The following is a 25,952-nucleotide window of genomic DNA, read 5'->3' as shown; positions in this document are numbered from 1 at the left end:
GCCACTGCTAATGGGGCCGCCCCCCAGTGTCGCCCATCGGCCGGAGCGGCCGGCAGGGGGGCGACCGGACTGTCCGGCCGGGCAACCGGGCTCCGCCGAAGTTCGGTACCATATACCCAGTAGGGGTATACGTCTGGAGCCGGAGCGCTGGAGGACACGATGACGACCACCGAGGCCGACGCGGAAGCCCTCTCGGCCCCCGACCCGAACACCCCTGCCGCCCCGGGGCATTCGAACCACTCGGAGCACCCCGCCAAGGCCGTCCACGGCTACCACGAGCAGAAGGCCGAACACCTCAAGCGCCTGCGCCGCATCGAGGGCCAGATCCGCGGCCTGCAGCGCATGGTGGACGAGGACACCTACTGCATCGACATACTCACCCAGGTGTCCGCCTCCACCAAGGCCCTGCAGTCCTTCGCCCTGCAACTCCTGGAGGAGCACCTGCGGCACTGCGTCGCCGACGCGGCCCTCAAGGGCGGCGACGAGATCGACGAGAAGGTGGAGGAGGCGACGAAGGCCATCGCCCGCCTACTGCGCACCTGAGCCCGCGGCCCCTTCCCTCCCGGCCTGCTCCTCGCCCACCCGCAGCACCTGGTCGATGCTCTCCATGCTGAGCCGTTCCTCCCCGGCCGCCGAAGCCGCGATGATCAGCTCTCCGCACAGCTCGATCTCGGCGAGGGCCACGTGGTCCTGAACTGCCGTGCCGCCGCCCGGAGCCACGCGCATCACCTCGTCTCTGCCGTCACCGACTTCCTAGAGTAGGGAGCGGTCCACACGGCGCGCATGGCACGGACGGGCTAGTCCTTACGACCGCCCTGTGGCCGAAAACACACCGCCCGGGCGGAGCCCGCTACTCCGCGATCCGTCCGGCGTAGATGTCGTGCGCGGCCGGCAGCCGCACCTGGACGGGCGCGCCGAAGTCGTAGAGCAGGGTCGTCGAGGCGACGGCGACGGCCTCCTTCCGCTGCCCGTTCACAAAGCGGAACCGGTGCCGGATCTTGCGGATCCGCCCCTCGTCGTCGAGGTAGACGTCGAACGGCACCCGCGCCGTGGCGAACCCCCTGGCCGCCGCCCGCAACGCGTCCTGTCCGCCCGCCGACGCGTCCTCGGCGGCCGCCGTCAGGTCGGCGATGCCCCGGTAGTGCCGCACCGTGGTCCCGGCCACCTCGGTCCGCCCCACGTACCTCGCCGTGCGCGTCCCGCGCAGCACCTCGGCGGCGGCGAGCGGGTCGGTGGCCCCGCCGGACACCAGGTTCCCGTCGGACAGGGTCGCCGTCTCCACCCGCACCCACTTGTCGTCCGGGACCCCGGCTCCCCGGTTCTTCATGAACAGGGCCCCCGGCGCGAGGAGTTCGGTGATGGGACGGTGCTCACTGGTCCCGGCGGGGTCCTGCGGCAGCAGCACCCTCAACTGCCCGAGCTGCCTGCGGTAGTCGTAGACGCCCTGCCCGCGGATGGTCACCAGGGTCCCGCCGGTGGCCATCTCCATCGAGGTTCGCGCCTTCGACGTACCCGCCGCGACGAGGGCGTCCGCGGCCCGAAGCAACGTCTGCACGGGGTCGGTCGCCCGGCCGTCCTCGACGGCGGCCCCGCCGGCGGAGCACCCCGCGGCGCACGCGCAGACCACGGCCACGATCCCGGACAGGACCGCCGCGCCCGCCTTCCTCCGACCCCGCTCCGCCATGGCCTGCCTACTCCCAGCCGGTACGTCCGTCACAGACCCCCCGTCGCTCCGCTTAACGACGGCTGGGTGCCCTCGTCACGCGGACCGGGCCAAGCGGAACGCCACAGCTGGGTAACGTTGTCCATGTGACGCAGCAGGACGGCTCGCCCTCCCCCCACACGGACGGGGAACACCTCACCACGACCGTCGAACAGGGCCGCTTCTGTCTCGCCCGCTGCACCTGCGGCTGGCGCGGCCCGGCCCGCCGAGCGAGAAGCATGGCCAGATCGGACGCGGAGACCCACGCCCACGGCTGACCGGCCGCCGGCACCGCCGATCGGGCCGCCCCGCACCGCCGGCAGGCCCCGCGGGGCGGCCCGCCGGACCTTTGCGGACGTCACCGTTCCGTCACTGCCGGCGGCCGTCGGAACCTGTGGTCTCATGACCCCGTCTCGCTCCGTGAAGCCGACAGCGGCCGAGGGAAGGCACAACATGGAACGGCGTACGTTCATCGCGGGCGGCAGTGCCGCGGTCGCGACGGCACTGACCGCGTGCAGGGCGAACGGCGGCAGCGCGAGCGGATCCGCCTCCGGCACCAGAACCGCCGGCGGCGACGGCTCCGGCGGGACGACCCCCCTCACGACGACCAGCGTCTCCGCCCCCGCCGGCTGGGCCGCCCTGGCCCGTGGCCTGGACGGCACCCTGGTCCGCCCCGGCGAGGCCTCCTGGGCTGCGGCCCGCCAGCTCTACAACACCCGCTTCGACAGCCTCAAGCCCGCGGCGGTGGCCTACGTCGCCCACGCCGACGACATCCGTACGGTCATGGCCTACGCCCGCGCCCACCGGATCAAGGCCGCGATCCGCAACGGCGGCCACTCCTACGGCGGCTGGTCCTCCGGCGACGGCCGGCTGATCATCGACGTCTCCAAGCTGAACCGGGTCCGGGCGAGCGGCGGCTCGGCCGTGGTCGGCGCGGGCTCCAAGCTGATCGACGTCTACCGGGCGCTGGCGGCGAAGGGCGTGACGATCCCCGCGGGCTCCTGCCCGACGGTCGGTGTCTCCGGCCTCGTGCTGGGCGGCGGCCACGGCGTGGTCTCCCGTGCCTACGGCCTGACCTGCGACAGCCTCACCCGCGCCACGATCATCACCGCGGACGGCAAGCAGCTCACCGCCGACGCGACGAGGAACACGGCGCTCTTCTGGGCGCTGCGCGGAGCCGGCAACGGCAACTTCGGCGTCGTCACGGAGCTGGAGTTCAAGACCCACCCCGCGCCCCAGGCGGTGACGGGCTACCTCACGTGGCCCTGGTCGAAGGCGGCCGCGGTGGTGAAGGCGTGGCAGGAGTGGGGTCCGGCCCAGCCCGACGAGATCTGGTCCTCCCTCCACGTGGCGAACGTCCCCGGCGGCACCCCCACCATCTCCGTCGCCGCGTTCTGCATCGGTACGTACGGCCAGCTCGAGAACGCCGTCGACCGCCTCGCGGACCGGGTGGGCGCCCCCGCGAGGAACGTGTCCCTGCGCCGGCGCACCTACGAGGCGGCGATGGAGATCTACGCCGGCTGCTCGTCCTTCACCTCGGACGCCCAGTGCCACCTGCCGGGCTCCACGCCGGGCCGCTCCCCGCAGGGCGCGCTGGGCAGGGAGACGTACGCGGCCCGCTCGGACTTCTTCGACGTCTCGCTCTCGGCGGCGGGCATCCAGACCCTGCTGAAGCAGATCACGTCCGTGCGGGGCGGCTCGGGCAGCATCGCGCTGACGGCGCTGGGCGGCGCGGTGAACCGGGTCTCGCCGATGGCCACCGCGTTCGTCCACCGCCGCTCACGCATGCTGGCCCAGTACATCGCGTCCTGGCGGGCCGGCACGGCGGGGACGGCGGCGCAGGCCTGGCTGGACACCGCCCACCGGGCGATGGCCCCGTACGCCTCGGGCGCGGCCTACCAGAACTACGCGGACCCGACCCTGACGAACTGGCGCAAGGCCTACTACGGCGACGCGCTCCCCCGCCTGACCCGGCTGAAGCAGCACTACGACCCCAACGGCTTCTTCACCTACCCCCAGGCCCTCTGAGGGCCGAGGCGAGGCCGGGAGACGAGGCCCGGGACGAAGCCGCCGGGCAAGGCCGCCGGGCAAGACCCGGAGACGAGGTCAGGCGGCGAGGTCCCGCTCCTCGGCGGCGACCTCGGAGCGGGCACCGCGGCCGAGCCCCTCCAGGTCCCCGACCCGAGCCGACCGGCTGCGCACCAGCCACCCCGTCCGGGGCGACCGGTCCACGGCCCTCAGCACCGGGGTGAGCAGCATGGAGGCGACCGGCGACAGCAGCAGCGCCACGGCGGTGCCGAGCGCGAACCCGCCGATCACGTCGGTCGGATAGTGCACGCCCATGTAGACCCGGCAGAACCCCTCGAGCAGGGCGATCCCTATCCCGACGAGCCCGAACCTGCGGTGGGCGACGAAGAGCCCCACGGCCATGGCCATGGTGAGCGTGGCATGGTCGCTCACGAACGAGTAGTCGGTCTTGCCGGAGACGAGCACCTCGAGACCCTGGTGATCGCGGAAGGGCCGCGGCCGCTCGACGAACCCTCTTATCGGCACGTTGACCAGGACGGCGACGGCGGCGGCGAGCGGCGCCCACACCAGGGCGGCCACCGAGGAGGCGGCCTCCTCGGCCCCGCCCGGCCGGCGGCGCACTCCCCACCAGCACCACACGATCAGCAGCACCATGGCGAGCAACAGCCCGTACTCACCGACGAATTCGACGATGCGGTCGAACCACTGCGGCGCGTCCTTGGCCAGCCCGTTGATGTCGTAGAGCAGGTCGACGTCGGGGTTCGACCCGGATTCGGCGAGTCCAGCCATGGTGCTGCGGCCCCTTCGTCGTGTTCTGCTCGGCGCGCCTCGCATGCGCCCGCTTCAACAGGAACGCACGGCCCCGGTTGATACGTTCCACTCTCCACTGAATGATCACTCAGACGTTATCGAAGAGAGACAGATCCGCGCAGCTCAGAGCTGGGGTTCCGGCCCGCCTCACACCGTCGTCGGGAGCGCTTTCGCGCCATCTTCGGTGACCCGGGTGGCTCCGAAGTACTCGGCGGTGTCGATGGGGTCGAAGCGGATGACGGCCCCGGTGTAGGGCGCGTCGATCATGTACCCGCCACCGACGTAGATCCCCACGTGGTGGATGGCCCGCGAATTGCCGAGATCGGTGGAGAAGAACACCAGGTCCCCCGGCAGCAACTCGCTCCGCTTCGGATGCGGCCCGGCGTTGTACTGGTCGTTGGCGACCCGGGGCAGGGTGATACCGACGCTCTCGTAGGCGGCCTTGGTCAGCCCGGAACAGTCGAACCGTCCCCCCTGGTCAGCGGTGCCGTTCCCACCCCACAGATAGGGCGTGCCGAGCTTCTTCTGCGCGAAGTAGATGGCCCCGGCAGCCTGCTTGGACGGATCCACCCGAGAAACAGGAGCGGCAAAGGACTTCTCGAGCGTCGTGATCGTCTTCACGTAGGTCCGGGTCTCGCTGTACGGGGGCACACCGCCGTATTTGACGACCGCGTCCGGTCCCGCGTTGTAGGCGGCGAGCATGTTGTGCGTGATGTTTCCGGGGACGGTCTTTACGTACGAGGCGAGCTGGCAGTCGTACGCCGCCGCCGATGGAATCGCGTCATTCGGATCCCAGACGTCACGGTCGCCGTCGCCATCGCCGTCTACGCCGTGCGTGGCCCACGTTCCGGGGATGAACTGAGCTATTCCCTCGGCCTTCGCCGGACTCCTGGCGTTGGGGTTGAATCCGCTCTCCTGGTACAGCTGCGCGGCGAGCAGCGCGGGATTGATCGCCGCGCAGTGGTTTCCCCACTTCTGCACGAGCGCCTGGTACGCGGCCGGCACGGCCCCCTTGGCAAGCCCCACGCTCTTGCCGCCCACGCCGTTGACGATGTTCCCTGCGACGACGTACACGCCGACGACGAGCAGCAGCACGAAGCTGAGCCCCGCCCCGGCCAGGGCACCCGCCCCGATCCACGCCTTACGCACCGTCAACCGCCCCTCGCCCGCGCGGGATCCCGCCCCCGTCAGTCTATGAGCTTCCCACCCGGAATCCGGTGCAACCGATGCTCTCGTAGTCGGTCGGACCGCTCTTGACGTTGTAGAACACGGCGGTCCAGTCTCCCGGGTCGTTGGCCACGGGGATCGCTGCCTCGGACTGGCTCGGGGAGAAGTGGCTGCGGAAGTCGTCGGGATAGGTCAACTCGACGAAACGGCCGTCCTTCCAGTGCTCGTAGATGTCCACGGGTCTGCTCGTGTAGCCGACGCTCTTGCTCTCCGCCATCACTTCGTACGGCTTGCCCGTGTCGGCGTCTATGTCGTGCGGCGGTTTCACGCCAACCGAGACGTAGTACGGGGCCGGCTTCTTGTCCTCGATCTCCGCGTACTTGAAGCGGAACGTGATTCTCGCGCGTCTGACGACGGTGGGTGAGTCCGGATCATCGAGGTCGTCCACCCCGTACTGGAGTTCCTTCGGCGCATTGACGGCGCCGATCTGAGCGCACTTGCCGATGCCGTGCGCGGCATCGGCCGGCTCGGCCGACAAGGTCCAGCGATCCCGGGAGACACGGTCGTTCAGGATGTATTCCGGGGCCTTTTGCGGCGCGGTGTTCGCAGTGGGAGACGCCGAGGACGACGAGCCACCGCCCGTTCCCCCTGTCCCGTTTCCTTCCAGCAACTTCAGCGTCACCGCGGTCCCCGTGCCCACCACCACGACGACGGCGAGGGCGACGACCCACGGCGTGCGACGCGACCGTCGTCCCGGAACGGGCGTCGGCGCGGACGGCGCGGAGGTGGGCACATACCCCGGGAGGGCCGTCGGCACGTAGCCGGGCCCCACGGTCGGCGCGTACGCCGGGGGCGTAGGCGCTCCATGTCCCGGTGGGACCAGTCCCGCCGCCCTTGCGGCCGGGAGATCCTGCGGCACGGCCTCGATGTCACTGGTGAGACGAACGTAGAACGGGTCCTCGGCGAGCGCGGAGGTCACCGCGCAGCGGGTGATCACCTCGTCCGGCTCCGGGCGCCGAGCAGGGTTCTTGGCCACGCAGTCCCTGACGAGCTCGGCCAGTTCCGGCTCGACCCCACCGACGTCGATGTCCTCGTGCACCACCCGGTACGACACCGCGTGCGTGGGCCCCGACCCGAACGGCGCACGCCCCGTCATGGCGTAGGCCAACGTCGCCCCCAGGGCGAACACGTCTGTGGCCGCGCCCACCTGATTGCTGATCAACACCTCGGGTGCGGTGTATCCGGGTGTCCCAGGGGCGAGTCCGGTCTGCGTCAGAGCCGTGTCCGCCGCCCCGCGGGCAATGCCGAAGTCGATGAGCAGCGGCCCCTGCGGCGAGAGGATCACGTTCTGTGGTTTGAGATCCCGGTGTGTCACTCCGTATCCGTGGACGCTTGCCAGGGCCTCGGCCAGAGCGGCGAACAGCCTCCGCGCGCTGTCCGAAGGCAACGGCCCCCGCTCCCGCACCGCGCCGGCCAGCGTCGGCCCCGGCACGTACTCCGTCGCCAGCCAGTACGGGGCCGTGTCCAGCGAGGCGTCTATGAGGTTGGCCGTGTACGCACTGCGGACCGCCCGCACCGTCTCCACCTCGCGCCGGAACCGTGCCAGCGCTTCCGGATGGTCGACGATCTCGTCCCGGATGACCTTGATCGCCACGAGCCGTCCACCGGGCGAGCGCCCGAGGTAGACCTGCCCCATGCCGCCTGCGCCGAGCCTCGCGAGAAGCGTGTGCGCGCCTATCCGCGCGGGGTCCTGAGCCTTCAGTACGTCCACCGAACCGACCTTGCCACATCGATCGGTTGGCCAGGCATACGACCCGTTCCCCACGCCTGCGCGCCGGTGTCCGCCGTGTCCTGACGGCGAGCGTGCCCGGCGGGTAAAGGACGGACCGTGCCGACGCCAAGCATCGCCCAACGTTCGATCCACGGATCGTCATGCAGGGCCATGATTCGGCAACCCGTGCGACCGGGTTCGGGCTCGGACATACGTTCCACCCCGTGAATCCTGAAGACGCCCCCCACAGATCCGTGCAGCGCCCTCCGGCCGCCGCCACCGCCCGCCGCGCGCTGCTGCGCGGCCTCGCCGGCACGGCGACCCTGGGCGGCCTCGCCCTCTCGGCGGCCCCCGCCTCCGCCGCCCCCCGCCCGACCGCCTCGCGCGGCGCCTCCCCGCGCGGTACCGCGCCCCGGCCCGCCACCGCCGACCAGGCACTGCGGGAACTCGCCGCGGGCAACCGGCGCTGGCGCACCTACTGCGAGCGCCATCCGGACGAGACGCCCGCGGTCCGGGCGAGTCTGACGGCGGGTCAGCAGCCCTTCGCCGTGGTCCTCGGCTGCATCGACTCGCGCGTGCCGCCCGAGCTGGTGTTCGACCAGGGCCTCGGCGACCTGATGACCGTCCGCAGCGCGGGCGAGGTCCTCGACGAGGCCGTTCTCGGCAGCGTGGCCTACGGCGTGCTCGAACTGGGGATACCGCTGGTCATGGTGCTCGGGCACCAGTCGTGCGGCGCGGTGAAGGCCGCCGTGCAGGCGGACCGGTCCGGTGAGCGGCTGCCCGCCCACATCCAGTATCTGGCGGACCAGATATCCCCGAACATCGATCGCACGAAGGACGGCGACGCCCGCGTCGACTCGACCATCGACGCCAACATCCGGGCCGTCCGCTCGCGCCTCGCAGCCGAGCCCGACCTCGCCGCGAAGATCTCCGCCGGCGAGCTGGCCGTCGTCGGAGCCCGCTACGAGCTGAGCAGCCAGCTCGTGCACCCCGTCGTGTAGGCCCTCCAGGGCCCCTCTAGGGCGTGTCCTGGGAATCGGCGGAAGCCTGCCGGTACAGCTGCGCGGCCTCCGGTCCCAGGACCACGCTGTACGAGACGTCGTCCGTGGATCCGCCCTGCTCGTGACCGCCCAGTATGCCGACGACCTCGCCGTAGCCGTTCACCCACGGGCTCCCGCTGGTGCCGCCGGAAAAGCCGGGGCAGGCTATGCGCTGCTGGGTGCCGGTGTGGGCGGTGGGTTTGTTCACGCACCGGATCGGCGCCTCACCGGCATTGGGGTACCCCGTGACGCTCACGGGCGTGGCCCCCGTGGCGGTGCCCGGCGCGAACCGGTTGCCGCCGACCACGTCCTCGACGCCCTCGCCGTCCTGCTCCTCGAGCGCGGCGAACGCCACATCGCTGTCCTCGTCCTGCCCCTGCTTCCACTCGTCGGGCAGGAAGACCCTCGCGACCTTCCAGATCCCGTAGGGGGCCTCACCGTCCCGGTAGCCGGGGACGAACGCCACCTCACCGCCGTCGATCAGACAGTGCGCCGCCGTGACGACGAGATCGCGGTGCGGGCTGTGCACCACGGAGGCGGTGCAGACGTGCTCGCCGGCCAGGCCACCGGCGTCCGCGTCGTCCGCCGCGAACAGCGCGCCGACCTTCGCGGACTGCGGCGTCGACACGGCGACGGCCGTCACTCCGAGGGGCCCGGGCCCCCCGTCGGCGGCCGCCTCGGAGGCGGAGGTGACGGCCAGCAGCACGACCGCACCGAGCAGGGCGTTTCGGTTCATCGAATCCACTGTGGCCCACGAAGGTGAGAGAAGCGACAGATACCTCTTCCGACGCTACCCGCACTCGGCTCGCACAACCGTTCCTCCTCGGCTCTCCAGTACGGATGCTCGACTGTCCAGTACGGATCCTCAGCTCTCCGGTACGGGTGCCCCCCAGCGAGCCCCTCAGACCCGCCCGGCCGCAGTCCTCGCCCACCCGGAACGCGGCCCCCCGCCCGCGCTCGGCGTCACCACCGGCTCCGCTGCCCGGCGCCCACGCGAGCCCGATGGGCACGGCGGGCACGGCAGGCGCTGCGGGCGCGGCGGACCCTGCGGCCCCGGGGCGTCACCGTGCGAGGTGAAGTCCCGGCGTGCGGAGGCCACTTGATGCATCTGACGCCCGCAGGTCAAGTGGCGGCCATCGCCGCACCATCACCCCACCATTGATCAGCAATCACCCAACCCCCTCCGGTATTGCGGAAGTCAGGATTCCGCCAGGCATCTTGTTGTCGCGTACTCAACAAAGGAACAGTCGTCGTGGGCCGCCGCCCGCCGCCGGGGACCACGTACCGGTGGCACGCATCACCCCCCACCCGCACCGCCCCTGCCACCCCACCATCAGGAGCTGTCCGTTGCGTACGACGACTTCCCCCGCCTCCCCCGCCAGATTCGGCCGGCAACGCCGCACCGGTGCCTCGATCCTCGGTGCCGCCGCCCTCGTGCTCGCCGGACTCGGCACCGCGGCCCAGGCGAACGCGGCACCCGCGACCCCCGCCCACACGGCGTCCCCGAAGGTCACCTGGGCGGCCACCCCCTGTGCCACCCCCAAGCACAAGGGTGACCTGACCTGCAAATCCTTCCGCGTCACCGGCGGCACCACCGCCTTCCAGAAGGAACGCGCCGCCGACACCGGCCGGACCGCCGCCGTCACCCCGAAGGCGGCCGCCGCCGGCCCCACCGGCTACGGCCCGTCCGACCTCCAGGACGCCTACGGCCTAACCGACGCCGCATCGAGCAACGGCACCGGCGAGACCATCGCGATCGTCGACGCGTACGACGACCCGAACGCCGCCGCCGACCTCGCCAAGTACCGCTCCTACTACGGCCTTCCCGCCTGCACGGTGGCCAACGGCTGCTTCAAGAAGGTGAGCCAGACCGGCTCGACGACGTCTCTGCCCGCCGCCGACAGCGGCTGGGCCCAGGAGGAGTCCCTCGACCTCGACATGGCCAGCGCGGTCTGCCCGAACTGCAAGATACTGCTCGTCGAGGCCACCTCCTCCTCGATGGCCAACCTCGGCAAGGGCGTGAACGAGGCCGTGGCGCTGGGCGCGAAGTTCGTCTCCAACAGCTACGGCGGCTCCGAGTCCTCCTCGGACACCTCGTACGACACCTCGTACTTCAAGCACCCCGGCGTCGCCATCACCGTCAGCGCGGGCGACGAGGGCTACGGGGCCGAGTACCCGGCCTCCTCCAAGTACGTGACGTCCGTGGGCGGCACCGCCCTGTCCACGTCCTCGAACTCCCGCGGCTGGACCGAGAAGGTCTGGAACACCAGTTCCACCGAGGGCACCGGCTCGGGCTGCTCCGCCTACGACGCCAAGCCGACCTGGCAGACCGACACCGGCTGCGCCAAGCGCACCGTCTCCGACGTCTCGGCCGTGGCCGACCCCGCGACCGGCGTCTCCGTCTACGACTCCTACGGCGTCACCGCCGGCTGGTACACCTTCGGCGGCACCAGCGCCTCCTCGCCTGTCATCGCCGCCGTCTACGCCCTCGCCGGCACCCCCGGCAGCAGCGACTACCCGGCCTCGTACCCCTACGCGGCCGCCGGCACCTCCGCCCTGAACGACGTCACCAGCGGCAGCAACGGCACCTGCTCGTCCAGCGCTTCCTACCTCTGCACCGCCCGCTCCGGTTACGACGGCCCCACCGGCCTCGGCACCCCCGAGGGAACGGACGCCTTCACCGGATGACCTGACCTCCCGTCACACCGAACAGCCACAGTGGGCCGTGGGGGCCACCCGTGGCGAAGGGCGAACGGGCCGCGGCACCCAGCCGCGGCCCGTTCGCCCTTCTTCGTGAGAACATCGAAACGTAGGCTCACCCGACCGGCCGTCAGAATCCGCGCAGGGCCGTGAAGTGGGCTAACGACGGAACCACACCACAGGTTCCGCTCCGGCCTCGTTGCCCGGCGTGACCTGCCGTGATACACAGAGTGACCATACGAGCCATTCGTACGAATCCGGCACGGCAATGACGCCAAGTCGACATACGACGGCGACTTTGTCGGCGACAATGAGACGTGACCTCTGCACACCGGCAGAGGGCGGCGGAACTACCCACCAGGGGCGGTGACTTACATGCTGTTCGCGGCCGACAAGGGCGACATCAACACCATCATCGGCGGGATCGCTCCCGACTGGGGGCCCTTCGGCAGCCTGGGCAACGAGGCCAAGGTGATGATCGAGGTCGTGATGGCGGTCGCCATCCTCCTCTGCCTGGGCATCGCCATCTGGGGTGCGGCCAAACAGCGCATCGGCGCTACGGCCCTGCGGGACACCTTCAGCGCGGAACAGGGCAAGGGCCTCATCATCGCCGGCCTGACAGGCGTCTTCATCATCGGCTCCCTGGGGACCCTGTTCACGATCGTGTACGGCATGGCCGTGTAGCTGCGGCCACCGCACCACCCCCAGTCCCGTCCGGGCACGCCCGGCCCCCAGTCCCCACCCACCTGTCGTGCCCACCGGCTGAGGTTTCGTTTCCCTGATGTCCCTGATGTCGAGTCACCACACCGCGCCCGCGCGGGAACCAGCACGGCTACCGTCGTACTTCTACGCGTTCCGGTACGGCAACGAGGGGGCGTACCCGGCATGACTCCCGGCGACGAGAACGACTACGGCGAACCCACACGCACCGACGAGGGCCCGCGCTACGGCGGAACACGCCTCCGGCTGCCCGAGGACGACCCCTACGGCGGAGCCCGCAGAGCCGCCCGCGGCCCCTCACGCAGCATGGTGACGGTCGTCGGGGTCGTCGTGGTACTGATCGCGGCGATCGCCTTCGCGAACCGTGGAGGAGACGATTCCTCTTCCGGACCGTCCGCTACGACCGGCGGCGACAAACCGAACGCCACCAGCACGACCCCCACCGGCACGAAGCCGGTCCGGTCGAAGACGGGCGGCATCCCGGTCGGATACGCACACACTTCCCAAGGCGCTCAGAGTGCCGCGGCCAACTATGCCGTGGCACTGGGGTCGGCGGACATGTTCCTCACCGATCTCCGGCATCAGATCGTCGACACCGTCTACACACCCGATGCCGCCGCGGCCAAGAAGACCGCCCTGGACTCCGCATATGCGAGCGAGAGGTTCCTTAGCAACATCGGACTCGCCAAGGACGGCACCGCCCCCGAGGGCCAGACCTTCGTCTCACGAGTCATTCCCGTGGGCACCAAGGCCACAGCTGCCACGAGCAGCAAAGCCACCGTCGAGGTCTGGTACACGTCGCTGTTCGGCCTCTCGGGCGCGGCCTCGACCAACCCCGTCTCCGAGAGCTGGTTCACCACCACCTACCAGCTCTCGTGGGTCGACAACGACTGGAAGATCACCGGCTTCCAGCAGAAGGACGGTCCCGTTCCCGTCGGACGCGACCAGCGGGCCTCCACCGCCGACGACATGACGAAGGCCGTCGAGGAGTTCGGAGGGTTCACGTATGCGCGCTAAGCACCTCTCCCTCAAGGTGACGGCTGCTCTGGCCGCCCTTCAGGCCACAACCGTGCTGCTGGCCACACGTGCCGTCGCCGACCCGACACCCGATCCGACGCCCTCGTCCTCCTCCAGCAGCGCCTGCAGCGAACTCATCCGAGGACCCGCCCGGGACTACTGCGAAAAGGGGGAGAACCCGTCGTCCACCACCAACCCCGGCGTCTCCGACACCCTCGACCCCCTCTCCTCCCTCGCCAAGGGCTGCGCCGACGCCGCCTCCTGGACCGTGGACAAGCTCAGCGACGCCGTGAAGGAAACGGCGAACGTCGACTTCACCAACGAGCGGTTCCTCAAGCAGTACGCCGTCGTCTTCGCCGCCTCGACCGTCCTGACGCTCCTGCTGTGGCTGCTGGCCGTCGCCAAGCGGGCGGTACGCGGAGTGCCCCTGACCACCGCCATCGGCGAAGCCGTCGGGTTCCTCTGGCTGACCGTCCTCGCCTCCGCCTTCACCCCCCTCGTCCTCTACACCGTCGTCTCCGCCACGGACGGCATCACGGACGTCCTCGCCAAGACGACCGGCAACCAGACCAACACGTTCTTCGGCACCTTCTCGCAGGCCCTCGCCAAGGGCGAGAACATCGGCGGCGGCCCGATCATGCTGATCGTCGTGTCCCTGGTGTCGATCCTCGCCGCCGGAGTGCTGTGGCTGGAGCTCGTCATCAGGGCCGCCCTGCTCTACGTCGGCGCGCTGCTCGGCACGGTCGTCTACGCGGGACTGGTCGACAAGAACCTGTGGAGCCACGTCCGCCGCTGGGCCGGCATCATGATCGCCGTCATCCTCGTCAAACCGGTCATCGTGATAGTGCTCGGCCTGGCCGGCGCGCTGTCCTCCGCCGACGGCCCGGACTCCTTCTCCGCCGTCGTCTCCGGCCTTTCCATCATCCTGCTCGCCATCTTCGCCAGCGCGATGATCTACCGCTTCGTCCCCGGCTTCGGCGACGAGATCGCGAACGGCCGCAACAACCGCATCATGCAGGGAGCCGAGGGCAAGGCCGCCGCCGTCATCAGCTCCCCGGCGAACCTGGTCGCCCAGGGCATCAAGACGCACAGCACCCGCGCGGACAACGGCGGCTCGTCCGGATCCAGCGGGGCCCGCCCAGCCAACCCGGTGTCCGGCGGGGTCGCCGCGCACAGCTCGCGCACCTCGAACGGGGGCGGCGGATCCGTCCCCTCCGCCGCACCCGCACCCCGCGCGAGCAGCCCCGTCAACACCCCGCACGCCGGAAACACCCGAAACAGCAGCAACAACCGCACGGGAGGTGAAGGGCGTTGACGACCGATTCCCACGTGTCCCACGCGATCACGCCCCGCCGTACATATCTGATCGGCCGCGCCCGGCCGAACGCGATCGTCGGCCGCAACCGCGAGTCCGGCGAGATCGCGCTCATCGTCATCGGCGCGTTCCTCGGCATGATGTGCGGCCTCCTCGTCCCCGTCCTCGCCCTGCGCATCGTCCTGCTGAGCGGCTTCCCCATGCTCGCGCTGGCCGCGGTGTACGTGCCGTACAAGCACCGCACGTTCTACAAGTGGTTCGAGATCAACCGCAGCTACAAGCGCACCCTCCGCCGGGGCACCACGTACCGCTCGACGGCCTCGGAGGCCGGCACCCGCCTGGACGGCCAGGAGGTCGAGGTCGGCCCCCCGCCGGGCATCGGCCGCATCAGCTGGCTGGCCGCCCCCTTCGGTCCCGACGAGATCGCCGTCCTCCTGCACGCGGACCGGCGCACGGTGACCGCCGCCATCGAGATCGAGGGCCCGGGCGTCGGCCTGCGCGACAGCGAGGACCAGGAAGCCCTCGTCGACCGCTTCGGCACCCTCCTCAAGCACGTGGCCAACGGCGACGGCTTCGTCACCCGGCTGCAGATACTCGCCCGCACCCTCCCCGCCGACCCCGACGCCCACGCCAAGGACGTCGCCGTCCGCGGGGACGAGAAGTCCCCCGACTGGCTGGCCCGCTCCTACGACCAGCTCCAGTCCATGGTGTCCACCAGCAGCGAGCAGCACCGCGCCTACCTCGTCGCCTGCATGCACTACACCCGCGAACTGGCCGCCGAGGCACACGCGATGGCTCGCGCCGCCCACCCCCGGTCGGGCCGCAAACTGGACCGCGACGCCGGCCTCGCCGTCGTCATGGCCCGCGAGCTGACGGACATCTGCTCACGCCTGCAGGAGGCGGACATCCGCGTCCGCCAGCCGCTGGGCCAGGGCCGGCTGTCCTCCCTCGTCCACTCCATGTACGACCCGGACCACCCCATCGACCACATCCAGGCGATGACCAGGCGCAACGCCTGGCCGGCCGAGCTGGACGCCATGGAGCCGACGTACCTCCAGGCCAAGACCCGCGAGTCGTCCACCCGCGCCCCCTGGTGCCACGCCACGGCCTGGGTGAAGGAGTGGCCGATGACCCCGGTCGGCGTCAACTTCCTGGCCCCCCTGCTGGTCCACACCCCGGACGTCATCCGCACGGTCGCCGTCACGATGGACCTCGAACCCACCGAGGTCGCCATCGAGCGCATGCTCACGGAGAAGACGAACGACGAGGCGGAGGCCAGCCGCGCCGCCAAGATGAACCGGACCGTCGACCCGCGCGACGTCGCCGCCCACTCCCGTCTCGACCAGCGCGGCGAGGACCTGGCGTCCGGCGCGGCCGGCGTGAACCTGGTCGGCTACATCACGGTCTCCTCCCGCAACCCCGAGGCCCTCGCCCGCGACAAGCGGACGATCAGGGCGTCGGCCGGCAAGTCGTACCTGAAGCTGGAGTGGTGCGACCGGGAGCACCACCGTGCGTTCGTGAACACCCTCCCGTTCGCCACCGGAATCCGAAGGTAGGGGCTTCACATGCGGGACCCGATGTCCGTCCTCACCGACGCCTTCACGTCCTTCCTGTTCGGCAAGGTGGAGACGACCCGCCTTCCGGTCCGCACCTCCACCGGCCAGGCCCAGGCGGTCTATCTCCCCACGGCGGCGCCCGGCCTCGGCGACTCCGGCGTCATCATCGGCCGCGAGGTCTACTCCGGGAAGGGCTACATCTACGACCCCTTCCAGCTGTACGGCCAGCAGCTGCCCGCCCCGCACTGGCTCGTCCTCGGCGAGTCCGGCAACGGCAAGTCGGCCCTGGAGAAGACCTACGTCCTGCGCCAGCTCCGCTTCCGAGACCGACAGGTCGTCGTCCTGGACGCGCAGGGCGAGGACGGCGTCGGCGAATGGAACCTCATCGCGCAGGCGCTGGGAATAACCCCCATCCGTCTGGACCCGATGGCCGCCCTCGACCACGGCATCCGCCTCAACCCCCTGGACCCGTCGATCACCACGACGGGCCAGCTCGCGCTGCTGCGCACGATCATCGAGGTGGCGATGGGCCACGGTCTCGACGAGCGTTCCGGCTTCGCGCTCAAGGTCGCCCACGCCTACGTCAACGAGACGATCGTCGACCGCCAGCCGGTCCTCACCGACATCGTCGAGCAACTGCGCCACCCCGAACCGGAGTCGGCGGAGGCGATGAACGTCGCCATAGACGACGTGCGGGCCTGGGGCCTGGACGTCGCCCTGGTCCTGGACCGCCTGGTCGACGGCGACCTGCGCGGCATGTTCGACGGCCCGACGACGGTCGGCATCGACCTGGACGCCCCGCTGATCGTGTTCGACCTGTCCCACATCGACCGCAACTCGATCGCCATGCCGATCCTGATGGCGATCGTCGGGGTCTGGCTGGAGCACACCTGGATCCGCCCGGACCGGAAGAAGCGCATCTTCCTGGTCGAGGAGGCCTGGCACATCATCAGCAGCCCGTTCGTGGCCCAGCTCTTCCAACGGCTGCTGAAGTTCGGCCGGCGTCTCGGCCTGTCCTTCGTGGCCGTCGTCCACCACCTCTCCGACGTGGTGGACGGCGCGGCGGCGAAGGAGGCCGCAGCCATCCTGAAGATGGCCTCCACCAGGACGATCTACGCCCAGAAGACGGACGAGGCGAGAGCGACCGGCCGCGTCCTGGGCCTGCCACGCTGGGCCGTGGAGATCATCCCGACCCTCACCCCGGGCATCGCCGTGTGGGACGTCAACGGCAACGTCCAGGTCGTCAAACACCTGGTCACCGAGACGGAACGCCCGCTGGTCTTCACCGACCGCGCGATGACGGAGTCCTCCGCCGACCGCATGGCCGACGACGACGCGCTGCTCGCCGCCGAGCTGGAACAGGAACGACGGGCGGCGGCCTTCATGGAACAGCACATCGCCGACCTGGACGGCTCGTCCGAGTCGACCGTGGCGTAGAGGGCGGGGTGGTCATGAGACCGGGTGACGGGCATCGCCACGACAGCCACGGCTCCGGCCCGGGCCCCGGGCCGGGAGGCATCCCCGACGGCCTGCTCGTCGGCATACTGGCCTTCCTGCTCGGCATGACGCTCCTCGTCTGGACGGCCACCGGACTGTCGGCCCTCCTCGCCCACGGTTCCTGGCCGTCCGGGGTCACCTTCACGCGCACCCCCCTGGCCATGCGCCACCTCATCTCCGCGCCCCACGACGTCCCCGGCGCGTGGCCCGACGCGGACGCCACGCAGTTCTCCGGCTACGGCCTCTTCTGGGGCCTGCTCATCGGCCAGTTGATGATCCTGCTCGTGCTCACGGTGTTCGTGATGGGCACGCTGGCCCGCTGGCGGGCGGTACGCGCACATCGAAGGGCGGACCGGACGGCCCCCGGGCCCGCCCCGCAGCCTCCGCACCACGAGGTGCCCACCCCACGGGCCGAGGCGACGCCGGCGGAGACGGACCCGGGCGCCCGAGCCGAGCCGACCCCGCACACGCAACGCCTCGCGCCAACCGTCGCGTCGGCCACCCCGCCGGACCGGCAGCCCGTGGCGGCATCCCCGTCCTCCCTACCCCCGTCGCAGCCGTCCTCCTCGTCGCACCCGTCATCGCCGGCCGGGACGCGGCAGCCCGAGGCCGTCCTCGCGCCCGCCCACGGGTGGGAGAGCTCCCGCGCCGACGGCAGTACGGTCCACTACGCGCCCCCCGCGGCCCGGTACGCCCTCGCCTCCCAAGCCGTCCGGGACGCCGAGGGCCCGGCCCTCGTCCTCACTTCCGACCCCGCCCTCTGGCAGGACACCAAGGACGGCCGAGCCAAGCTGGGGCCGGTCCACCTCTACGACCCGGCGCACCGCTGCGACACCCCGGCCCGCCTCCACTGGTCCCCCATCGCCGGCTGCGAGGACAGACCGACCGCGGCCACTCGCGCGGCGGCGCTCCTCACGCCCGTGCGCCCCACGGCACGCCTGGACCAGGCGGTGGCCGAGACCGCCGAGACCCTGCTCCGCAGCTATCTCCACGCCGCGGCCATCGACGGCCGCACGGTCCGCCACGTCCACCGCTGGTCCCAGGGCACCGGCGTCCAGGAAGCGGTCCGCGCCCTGCGCACGAACCCCAAGGCCGCCCCGGGTGCGGCCGGCGAGCTCGAAGCCGCCCTGACCGCCCACCCCGAACGGCGGGACATCGCGCAGGAACTGACGGCCCGTACGCTCTCCGCTCTCTCCACGGTGAACATCCGCGAGGCGTGCACTCCCAACCGAACTGATGCCCTCGCCTTGGATTCCTTCGTGGACGAAGGGGGCACTCTTTATGTGCTCGGTGAATCTCTCGAGGACCCCAGGAGCAGTCCCGGTGCGATGCCGCTCCTGACGGCTCTCGTCTCCAGCGTGGTCGAGCGCGGCCGGCGCATGGCCGAACGGTCATCCTCCGGTCGCCTCGACCCACCACTGACGCTCGTCCTCGACGATGTGGCGGCCGTGGCTCCGATCCCCCAGCTTCCGGATCTCCTGGCCGCCGGAACAGGCCGGGGCCTGCCCACTCTGGCCCTGCTCCGCTCCCGCGAACAGGGCCGGGCCCGCTGGCCGCACCACGAACTACCGGTCTGACGCCCCGGGACGCTCGAGGGCGTACTCGTACTCGTTGTCCTCTGACTCCTCGCCCAACGACACGGTCCGCCCGGTCGGCGTGAACCCCGCCTTGCGGTAGGCCCCTTGCGCCCTCAGGTTCCGCTCGTGCACCAGGAGCCGCACCCGCTCCAACCCCAGCTCCCAGGCCCAGTTCGAGGCAGCGTCGAGAAGCGCCCGCGTCATCCCGCTTCCCCGCCACTCCTTCCGCACGAAGACGCCGACGACATGCCCCTGTCGTCGTTCGACGGGCTCGCCGGCCCAGTCGACGGTGCCCGCCTCCTCCACGAGCACGGTGACCGATCCCGCCCACTGCCCGTCCTCCGCCTCGGCGACGTACTGCCGCGCTCGGACAGACCCTTCGGCCGCTCCGGCGGCCCGCTCCTGCCAGACGGAGTCCGGTCGGGCCGCAGCCGCCTCATAGGTCTCCAGAAAAGCGAGCGGCGCCGCCGGATCCTCGAGCGCGAGCAGCCGCAACGCCTTGACCGAGGCCCACTCTTCCGGCCGCACCACCCGAACCGTATACGTGTACATGCAAAGCACAGTAGTGCCTGGGCTCCGACTCGGAAATTCCTTTTCGGCCCTGAACGCAGAAAACCCCCGTGCCGAATGGCACGGGGGTTTTCGCAATGATTGTTCGGCGGTGTCCTACTCTCCCACAGGGTCCCCCCTGCAGTACCATCGGCGCTGTAAGGCTTAGCTTCCGGGTTCGGAATGTAACCGGGCGTTTCCCTCACGCTATGACCACCGAAACACTATGAAACTGTTCAGCCGCACCACACCGTGACCATGGCATGGGGCTGTTCGTGGTTTCAGAACCAACACAGTGGACGCGAGCAACTGAGGACAAGCCCTCGGCCTATTAGTACCAGTCAGCTTCACCCATTACTGGGCTTCCACATCCGGCCTATCAACCCAGTCGTCTACTGGGAGCCTTACCCCATCAAGTGGGTGGGAATACTCATCTCGAAGCAGGCTTCCCGCTTAGATGCTTTCAGCGGTTATCCCTCCCGAACGTAGCCAACCAGCCATGCCCTTGGCAGAACAACTGGCACACCAGAGGTTCGTCCGTCCCGGTCCTCTCGTACTAGGGACAGCCCTTCTCAATATTCCTGCGCGCGCAGCGGATAGGGACCGAACTGTCTCACGACGTTCTAAACCCAGCTCGCGTACCGCTTTAATGGGCGAACAGCCCAACCCTTGGGACCGACTCCAGCCCCAGGATGCGACGAGCCGACATCGAGGTGCCAAACCATCCCGTCGATATGGACTCTTGGGGAAGATCAGCCTGTTATCCCCGGGGTACCTTTTATCCGTTGAGCGACGGCGCTTCCACAAGCCACCGCCGGATCACTAGTCCCGACTTTCGTCCCTGCTCGACCCGTCGGTCTCACAGTCAAGCTCCCTTGTGCACTTACACTCAACACCTGATTGCCAACCAGGCTGAGGGAACCTTTGGGCGCCTCCGTTACTCTTTAGGAGGCAACCGCCCCAGTTAAACTACCCATCAGACACTGTCCCTGATCCGGATCACGGACCCAGGTTAGACATCCAGCACGACCAGACTGGTATTTCAACGACGACTCCACCTGAACTGGCGTCCAAGCTTCACAGTCTCCCAGCTATCCTACACAAGCCGAACCGAACACCAATATCAAACTGTAGTAAAGGTCCCGGGGTCTTTCCGTCCTGCTGCGCGAAACGAGCATCTTTACTCGTAGTGCAATTTCACCGGGCCTATGGTTGAGACAGTCGAGAAGTCGTTACGCCATTCGTGCAGGTCGGAACTTACCCGACAAGGAATTTCGCTACCTTAGGATGGTTATAGTTACCACCGCCGTTTACTGGCGCTTAAGTTCTCAGCTTCGCCACCCCGAAGAGTGACTAACCGGTCCCCTTAACGTTCCAGCACCGGGCAGGCGTCAGTCCGTATACATCGCCTTACGGCTTCGCACGGACCTGTGTTTTTAGTAAACAGTCGCTTCTCGCTGGTCTCTGCGGCCACCCCCAGCTCGAGGAGCAAGTCCTCTCACCAAGCGTGGCCCCCCTTCTCCCGAAGTTACGGGGGCATTTTGCCGAGTTCCTTAACCATAGTTCACCCGAACGCCTCGGTATTCTCTACCTGACCACCTGAGTCGGTTTAGGGTACGGGCCGCCATGAAACTCGCTAGAGGCTTTTCTCGACAGCATAGGATCATCCACTTCGCCACAATCGGCTCGGCATCAGGTCTCAGACTATGTGGTGTGCGGATTTGCCTACACACCGTCCTACACCCTTACCCCGGGACAACCACCGCCCGGGATGGACTACCTTCCTGCGTCACCTCATCACTCACCTACTGCAAGTCTGGTCCGTCGGCTCCACCACTTTCCATTCCCCGAAGGGTCCGGAACGGCTTCACGGACTTAGCATCGCCTGGTTCAATGTTTGACGCTTCACAGCGGGTACCGGAATATCAACCGGTTATCCATCGACTACGCCTGTCGGCCTCGCCTTAGGTCCCGACTTACCCTGGGCAGATCAGCTTGACCCAGGAACCCTTAGTCAATCGGCGCACACGTTTCTCACGTGTGAATCGCTACTCATGCCTGCATTCTCACTCGTGAACCGTCCACAACTACCTTCCGGTGCTGCTTCACCCGGCACACGACGCTCCCCTACCCATCACGATCCCCGTTGGGGGTATATATCGCAATGACACGACTTCGGCGGTACGCTTGAGCCCCGCTACATTGTCGGCGCGGAATCACTAGACCAGTGAGCTATTACGCACTCTTTCAAGGGTGGCTGCTTCTAAGCCAACCTCCTGGTTGTCTCTGCGACTCCACATCCTTTCCCACTTAGCGTACGCTTAGGGGCCTTAGTCGATGCTCTGGGCTGTTTCCCTCTCGACCATGGAGCTTATCCCCCACAGTCTCACTGCCGCGCTCTCACTTACCGGCATTCGGAGTTTGGCTAAGGTCAGTAACCCGGTAGGGCCCATCGCCTATCCAGTGCTCTACCTCCGGCAAGAAACACACGACGCTGCACCTAAATGCATTTCGGGGAGAACCAGCTATCACGGAGTTTGATTGGCCTTTCACCCCTAACCACAGGTCATCCCCCAGGTTTTCAACCCTGGTGGGTTCGGTCCTCCACGAAGTCTTACCTCCGCTTCAACCTGCCCATGGCTAGATCACTCCGCTTCGGGTCTTGAGCGTGCTACTGAAACGCCCTGTTCGGACTCGCTTTCGCTACGGCTACCCCACCCGGGTTAACCTCGCAACACACCGCAAACTCGCAGGCTCATTCTTCAAAAGGCACGCAGTCACGAGATACGTGCAAGCACGTATCCGACGCTCCCACGGCTTGTAGGCACACGGTTTCAGGTACTATTTCACTCCGCTCCCGCGGTACTTTTCACCATTCCCTCACGGTACTATCCGCTATCGGTCACCAGGGAATATTTAGGCTTAGCGGGTGGTCCCGCCAGATTCACACGGGATTTCTCGGGCCCCGTGCTACTTGGGTGTCTCTCAAACGAGCCGTTGATGTTTCGACTACGGGGGTCTTACCCTCTACGCCGGACCTTTCGCATGTCCTTCGCCTACATCAACGGTTTCTGACTCGCCTCACAGCCGGCAGACTGTGAAAGAGAGATCCCACAACCCCGAATGCGCAACCCCTGCCGGGTCTCACACGCATACGGTTTGGCCTCATCCGGTTTCGCTCGCCACTACTCCCGGAATCACGGTTGTTTTCTCTTCCTGCGGGTACTGAGATGTTTCACTTCCCCGCGTTCCCTCCACATACCCTATGTGTTCAGGTATGGGTGACAGCCCATGACGACTGCCGGGTTTCCCCATTCGGAAACCCCCGGATCAAAGCCTGGTTGACGGCTCCCCGGGGACTATCGTGGCCTCCCACGTCCTTCATCGGTTCCTGGTGCCAAGGCATCCACCGTGCGCCCTTAAAAACTTGGCCACAGATGCTCGCGTCCACTGTGCAGTTCTCAAACAACGACCAGCCACCCATCACCCCCAACCTGAGCTGGAGTTCACTGGGGCCGGCATCAGAAGGGCAAGCGAAAACGCTCGCACCCTCAGACACCCAACAGCGTGCCCGGCACCCCCGCCACTCGTGATCAGCTTTCCACGCTCCGAAGAGCAGTACTTGCAGCCCGAGATGACTGAGAATGCCGAATAATCAACGTTCCACCCATGAGCAACCAGCACCGGACGTTCGCCGATGAACTGGCCTCTGGACAACCTTGCGGCTGCCTAGAAGTGCTCCTTAGAAAGGAGGTGATCCAGCCGCACCTTCCGGTACGGCTACCTTGTTACGACTTCGTCCCAATCGCCAGTCCCACCTTCGACAGCTCCCTCCCACAAGGGGTTGGGCCACCGGCTTCGGGTGTTACCGACTTTCGTGACGTGACGGGCGGTGTGTACAAGGCCCGGGAACGTATTCACCGCAGCAATGCTGATCTGCGATTACTAGCAACTCCGACTTCATGGGGTCGAGTTGCAGACCCCAATCCGAACTGAGACCGGCTTTTTGAGATTCGCTCCACCTCACGGTTTCGCAGCTCTTTGTACCGGCCATTGTAGCACGTGTGCAGCCCAAGACATAAGGGGCATGATGACTTGACGTCGTCCCCACCTTCCTCCGAGTTGACCCCGGCAGTCTCCTGTGAGTCCCCATCACCCCGAAGGGCATGCTGGCAACACAGAACAAGGGTTGCGCTCGTTGCGGGACTTAACCCAACATCTCACGACACGAGCTGACGACAGCCATGCACCACCTGTACACCGACCACAAGGGGGCGACCATCTCTGGCCGTTTCCGGTGTATGTCAAGCCTTGGTAAGGTTCTTCGCGTTGCGTCGAATTAAGCCACATGCTCCGCTGCTTGTGCGGGCCCCCGTCAATTCCTTTGAGTTTTAGCCTTGCGGCCGTACTCCCCAGGCGGGGAACTTAATGCGTTAGCTGCGGCACCGACGACGTGGAATGTCGCCAACACCTAGTTCCCACCGTTTACGGCGTGGACTACCAGGGTATCTAATCCTGTTCGCTCCCCACGCTTTCGCTCCTCAGCGTCAGTAATGGCCCAGAGATCCGCCTTCGCCACCGGTGTTCCTCCTGATATCTGCGCATTTCACCGCTACACCAGGAATTCCGATCTCCCCTACCACACTCTAGTCTGCCCGTATCGAATGCAGACCCGGGGTTAAGCCCCGGGCTTTCACATCCGACGCGACAGACCGCCTACGAGCTCTTTACGCCCAATAATTCCGGACAACGCTTGCGCCCTACGTATTACCGCGGCTGCTGGCACGTAGTTAGCCGGCGCTTCTTCTGCAGGTACCGTCACTTTCGCTTCTTCCCTGCTGAAAGAGGTTTACAACCCGAAGGCCGTCATCCCTCACGCGGCGTCGCTGCATCAGGCTTTCGCCCATTGTGCAATATTCCCCACTGCTGCCTCCCGTAGGAGTCTGGGCCGTGTCTCAGTCCCAGTGTGGCCGGTCGCCCTCTCAGGCCGGCTACCCGTCGTCGCCTTGGTGAGCCATTACCTCACCAACAAGCTGATAGGCCGCGGGCTCATCCTTCACCGCCGGAGCTTTCAACCCCCACAGATGCCTGCGGGAGTGGTATCCGGTATTAGACCCCGTTTCCAGGGCTTGTCCCAGAGTGAAGGGCAGATTGCCCACGTGTTACTCACCCGTTCGCCACTAATCCCCACCGAAGTGGTTCATCGTTCGACTTGCATGTGTTAAGCACGCCGCCAGCGTTCGTCCTGAGCCAGGATCAAACTCTCCGTGAATGTTTTCCCGTAATCGGGATCGCACACACGAGAGCGGAACGTCGAGCGGAATAAGCCCGGCGTTCACAACGTCCTCGCTGTGTTTGTTTCAAAGGAACCTCATCCTCGGCTATCACTGCCGGGGACGGGGTATCAACATATCTGGCGTTGATTTTTGGCACGCTGTTGAGTTCTCAAGGAACGGACGCTTCCTTCGTACTCACCCTCTCGGGCTTTCCTCCGGGCAGTTTCCCTTCGGTCTTGCGTTTCCGACTCTATCAGACCGTTTCCCGATCCGATTTCCTCGGTGCTTTCCAGGTTTCCCGCTTATCTCGCGGTTTCCCTTTCCGGCGGTTCCGACTCTACCAGACCCTTTCGGTTCTGATTCCCGGTCAGCGGGAGTCGTCTTCGCGGCTGTTGGGCCGTTCCGACGTCTCAAACCTTAGCGGATCCGTTCGGCAGTTGCTAATCGAGCTGCCGACCCTCGATCGAATTGAATTCGGGCACGCCGAATTCAACCCCGAGGGAGATCGTGCGGTGGTTTGTGGTGCCGCTACTGCGGCGGAGGTGCTGCCGGAGAACCGTTATGGCTCCGCGGCAACCCGAAGAACTCTACGGATCCTGGATGGGGCTGTCAACCACCCCTGTCAAGATCTTTTAGGCCGAACGGGCTCGGCCCGTTCAGTCGAGGTCGCTGAGCCGGCCGCCCGCATCCGGCTGGGCGTGCTCCACGCGGCGAAGGAGCCTGGTCAGGACCTCGCCGAGAGTGGTGCGCTCCACCGCGGAGAGATCCTGGAGGAGATCCTCCTCGAAGACGGTCGCCATGCGCATGGCCCGCAGCCACTTCTCCCGGCCCTCGGGCGTCAGCTCCACGATCACCCGGACCCGGTTGGTCTCGTCCCGCTCACGGGTCACCAGGCCCTCGGTGACCATGCGGTCGATCCGGTGGGTCATCGCGGCCGGCGTCAGGCCGAGCCGCTTCGCCAGGTCGCTGGGCCCCAGGCGATAGGGAGCACCGGAGAGGACGAGGGCCTTGAGGACCTCCCACTCGGCGTTGCTGATGCCGAGGTCGGCGGTCTGGCGGCCGTACGCGACGTTCATCCGGCGGTTGAGGCGGGAGAGCGCCGAGACGATCTTCTCGACCTGCGGATCAAGGTCCTGGAACTCGCGCTGGTAGGCGGCGATCTGCTCTTCGATCGTCGGCTCGCTGCCGAGACCGGTGCCGACCGTGCCGGGGTTGTCGCCCATGGGA

General features: G+C 67.8%; 19 protein-coding genes and 3 rRNA genes. 11 read left to right on the top strand and 11 right to left on the bottom strand.

What is annotated here, in order from left to right; translation table 11 throughout:
- Positions 1-159: 159 nt before the first annotated feature.
- Complete coding sequence (locus tag C6376_RS11065) at positions 160-543, top strand: metal-sensitive transcriptional regulator (RefSeq protein WP_107443261.1); 384 nt, start codon at positions 160-162, stop codon at positions 541-543.
- Here the strand turns inward: C6376_RS11065 and C6376_RS11060 are convergent.
- Together C6376_RS11060 and C6376_RS11055 are read right to left on the bottom strand one after the other, a co-directional pair.
- Positions 529-726 carry a hypothetical protein gene (locus C6376_RS11060; RefSeq protein WP_107443260.1) on the bottom strand — a complete coding sequence of 66 codons (198 nt, stop codon included), beginning with the start codon at positions 724-726 and terminating at the stop codon, positions 529-531. The two genes, C6376_RS11065 and C6376_RS11060, sit on opposite strands and share 15 nt — an antisense overlap.
- Positions 727-850: 124 nt before the next feature.
- Positions 851-1,684 (bottom strand): hypothetical protein, encoded by an 834-nt coding sequence (locus tag C6376_RS11055; RefSeq protein ID WP_107443259.1) that lies wholly within the window; start codon positions 1,682-1,684, stop codon positions 851-853.
- Between the two features lie 125 nt (positions 1,685-1,809).
- Here C6376_RS11055 and C6376_RS44415 point away from each other — a divergent pair, with 125 nt between their 5' ends.
- Positions 1,810-1,980: a hypothetical protein gene (locus C6376_RS44415; protein WP_173985622.1), complete on the top strand. Its 171-nt coding sequence runs from the start codon at positions 1,810-1,812 to the stop codon at positions 1,978-1,980.
- 175 nt (positions 1,981-2,155) lie between these two features.
- Positions 2,156-3,730: an FAD-binding oxidoreductase gene (locus C6376_RS11050; protein ID WP_107443258.1), complete on the top strand. Its 1,575-nt coding sequence runs from the start codon at positions 2,156-2,158 to the stop codon at positions 3,728-3,730.
- A 78-nt stretch (positions 3,731-3,808) separates the two neighbouring features.
- Here the strand turns inward: C6376_RS11050 and C6376_RS11045 are convergent, their stop codons facing one another.
- The 3 genes from C6376_RS11045 to C6376_RS11035 all read right to left on the bottom strand — a co-directional run bounded on the left by C6376_RS11045 (position 3,809) and on the right by C6376_RS11035 (position 7,478).
- Positions 3,809-4,519, bottom strand: coding sequence for a phosphatase PAP2 family protein (locus tag C6376_RS11045; protein WP_107443257.1), 711 nt, complete (start codon positions 4,517-4,519; stop codon positions 3,809-3,811).
- A gap of 168 nt (positions 4,520-4,687) precedes the next feature.
- Entirely contained in the window at positions 4,688-5,695 is a 1,008-nt protein-coding gene (locus C6376_RS11040; RefSeq protein ID WP_107443256.1) for an NlpC/P60 family protein, read from the bottom strand.
- Between the two features lie 37 nt (positions 5,696-5,732).
- Entirely contained in the window at positions 5,733-7,478 is a 1,746-nt protein-coding gene (locus C6376_RS11035) for a serine/threonine-protein kinase (RefSeq protein ID WP_107443255.1), read from the bottom strand.
- A 224-nt stretch (positions 7,479-7,702) separates the two neighbouring features.
- On the opposite strand from C6376_RS11035, the gene C6376_RS11030 reads away from it, so the two are divergent.
- Positions 7,703-8,479 carry a carbonic anhydrase gene (locus C6376_RS11030; protein ID WP_254075904.1) on the top strand — a complete coding sequence of 259 codons (777 nt, stop codon included), beginning with the start codon at positions 7,703-7,705 and terminating at the stop codon, positions 8,477-8,479.
- A gap of 16 nt (positions 8,480-8,495) precedes the next feature.
- On the opposite strand, the gene C6376_RS11025 is transcribed toward C6376_RS11030, so the two are convergent.
- Positions 8,496-9,254 carry a serine protease gene (locus C6376_RS11025; RefSeq protein ID WP_107443253.1) on the bottom strand — a complete coding sequence of 253 codons (759 nt, stop codon included), beginning with the start codon at positions 9,252-9,254 and terminating at the stop codon, positions 8,496-8,498.
- A gap of 611 nt (positions 9,255-9,865) precedes the next feature.
- On the opposite strand from C6376_RS11025, the gene C6376_RS11020 reads away from it, so the two are divergent.
- From C6376_RS11020 to C6376_RS10990, 7 genes are all read left to right on the top strand, one after another.
- Positions 9,866-11,206, top strand: coding sequence for a S53 family peptidase (locus C6376_RS11020; RefSeq protein WP_107443252.1), 1,341 nt, complete (start codon positions 9,866-9,868; stop codon positions 11,204-11,206).
- A gap of 387 nt (positions 11,207-11,593) precedes the next feature.
- On the top strand, positions 11,594-11,902 hold the full coding sequence (locus C6376_RS11015) for a hypothetical protein (RefSeq protein WP_003991275.1): 309 nt from the start codon (positions 11,594-11,596) through the stop codon (positions 11,900-11,902).
- Between the two features lie 201 nt (positions 11,903-12,103).
- Positions 12,104-12,955, top strand: coding sequence for a hypothetical protein (locus tag C6376_RS11010; RefSeq protein WP_173985621.1), 852 nt, complete (start codon positions 12,104-12,106; stop codon positions 12,953-12,955).
- Positions 12,945-14,270: a hypothetical protein gene (locus C6376_RS11005; RefSeq protein WP_107443251.1), complete on the top strand. Its 1,326-nt coding sequence runs from the start codon at positions 12,945-12,947 to the stop codon at positions 14,268-14,270. Before C6376_RS11010 ends, C6376_RS11005 begins: the two co-directional genes overlap by 11 nt.
- Entirely contained in the window at positions 14,267-15,826 is a 1,560-nt protein-coding gene (locus tag C6376_RS11000) for an SCO6880 family protein (protein WP_107443250.1), read from the top strand. The genes C6376_RS11005 and C6376_RS11000 overlap by 4 nt, the downstream gene beginning before the upstream one ends.
- Positions 15,827-15,835: 9 nt before the next feature.
- A complete protein-coding gene (locus C6376_RS10995) occupies positions 15,836-17,263 on the top strand; it encodes an ATP-binding protein (RefSeq protein WP_107443249.1) in 1,428 nt (475 codons plus the stop codon).
- A gap of 14 nt (positions 17,264-17,277) precedes the next feature.
- A complete protein-coding gene (locus C6376_RS10990; protein WP_107448892.1) occupies positions 17,278-18,900 on the top strand; it encodes a type IV secretory system conjugative DNA transfer family protein in 1,623 nt (540 codons plus the stop codon).
- Here C6376_RS10990 and C6376_RS10985 read toward each other — a convergent pair.
- From C6376_RS10985 to C6376_RS10960, 5 genes are all read right to left on the bottom strand, one after another.
- Positions 18,889-19,452, bottom strand: a complete 564-nt coding sequence (locus C6376_RS10985; RefSeq protein ID WP_107448891.1) for a GNAT family N-acetyltransferase — start codon at positions 19,450-19,452, stop codon at positions 18,889-18,891. The two genes, C6376_RS10990 and C6376_RS10985, sit on opposite strands and share 12 nt — an antisense overlap.
- Positions 19,453-19,553: 101 nt before the next feature.
- Positions 19,554-19,670 (bottom strand): 5S ribosomal RNA (gene rrf, locus C6376_RS10980).
- Positions 19,671-19,760: 90 nt separating this feature from the next.
- Positions 19,761-22,882 (bottom strand): 23S ribosomal RNA (locus tag C6376_RS10975).
- A gap of 313 nt (positions 22,883-23,195) precedes the next feature.
- Positions 23,196-24,721: ribosomal RNA gene (locus tag C6376_RS10970) — 16S ribosomal RNA — on the bottom strand.
- Together the 16S, 23S and 5S rRNA genes form the textbook arrangement of a ribosomal RNA operon.
- Positions 24,722-25,381: 660 nt before the next feature.
- Positions 25,382-25,948, bottom strand: coding sequence for a MarR family winged helix-turn-helix transcriptional regulator (locus tag C6376_RS10960; RefSeq protein WP_107443248.1), 567 nt, complete (start codon positions 25,946-25,948; stop codon positions 25,382-25,384).
- Positions 25,949-25,952 lie beyond the last annotated feature (4 nt).

Source organism: Streptomyces sp. P3 (assembly GCF_003032475.1).
In the GTDB taxonomy this organism is placed as follows: Bacteria; Actinomycetota; Actinomycetes; order Streptomycetales; family Streptomycetaceae; genus Streptomyces.
This window is presented reverse-complemented; position numbering and strand designations above follow the sequence as displayed.

Excerpts from the sequence above, each read along its gene's own strand:
- C6376_RS11065 (WP_107443261.1), top strand. The coding sequence starts at position 160 with ATGACGACCACCGAGGCCGACGCGGAAGCCCTCTCGGCCCCCGACCCG.
- C6376_RS11060 (WP_107443260.1), bottom strand. The coding sequence starts at position 726 with ATGCGCGTGGCTCCGGGCGGCGGCACGGCAGTTCAGGACCACGTGGCC.
- C6376_RS11055 (WP_107443259.1), bottom strand. The coding sequence starts at position 1,684 with ATGGCGGAGCGGGGTCGGAGGAAGGCGGGCGCGGCGGTCCTGTCCGGG.
- C6376_RS11050 (WP_107443258.1), top strand. The coding sequence starts at position 2,156 with ATGGAACGGCGTACGTTCATCGCGGGCGGCAGTGCCGCGGTCGCGACG.
- C6376_RS11045 (WP_107443257.1), bottom strand. The coding sequence starts at position 4,519 with ATGGCTGGACTCGCCGAATCCGGGTCGAACCCCGACGTCGACCTGCTC.
- C6376_RS11025 (WP_107443253.1), bottom strand. The coding sequence starts at position 9,254 with ATGAACCGAAACGCCCTGCTCGGTGCGGTCGTGCTGCTGGCCGTCACC.
- C6376_RS11015 (WP_003991275.1), top strand. The coding sequence starts at position 11,594 with ATGCTGTTCGCGGCCGACAAGGGCGACATCAACACCATCATCGGCGGG.
- C6376_RS11010 (WP_173985621.1), top strand. The coding sequence starts at position 12,104 with ATGACTCCCGGCGACGAGAACGACTACGGCGAACCCACACGCACCGAC.
- C6376_RS11005 (WP_107443251.1), top strand. The coding sequence starts at position 12,945 with ATGCGCGCTAAGCACCTCTCCCTCAAGGTGACGGCTGCTCTGGCCGCC.
- C6376_RS10995 (WP_107443249.1), top strand. The coding sequence starts at position 15,836 with ATGCGGGACCCGATGTCCGTCCTCACCGACGCCTTCACGTCCTTCCTG.
- C6376_RS10990 (WP_107448892.1), top strand. The coding sequence starts at position 17,278 with ATGAGACCGGGTGACGGGCATCGCCACGACAGCCACGGCTCCGGCCCG.
- C6376_RS10985 (WP_107448891.1), bottom strand. The coding sequence starts at position 19,452 with ATGTACACGTATACGGTTCGGGTGGTGCGGCCGGAAGAGTGGGCCTCG.
- C6376_RS10960 (WP_107443248.1), bottom strand. The coding sequence starts at position 25,948 with ATGGGCGACAACCCCGGCACGGTCGGCACCGGTCTCGGCAGCGAGCCG.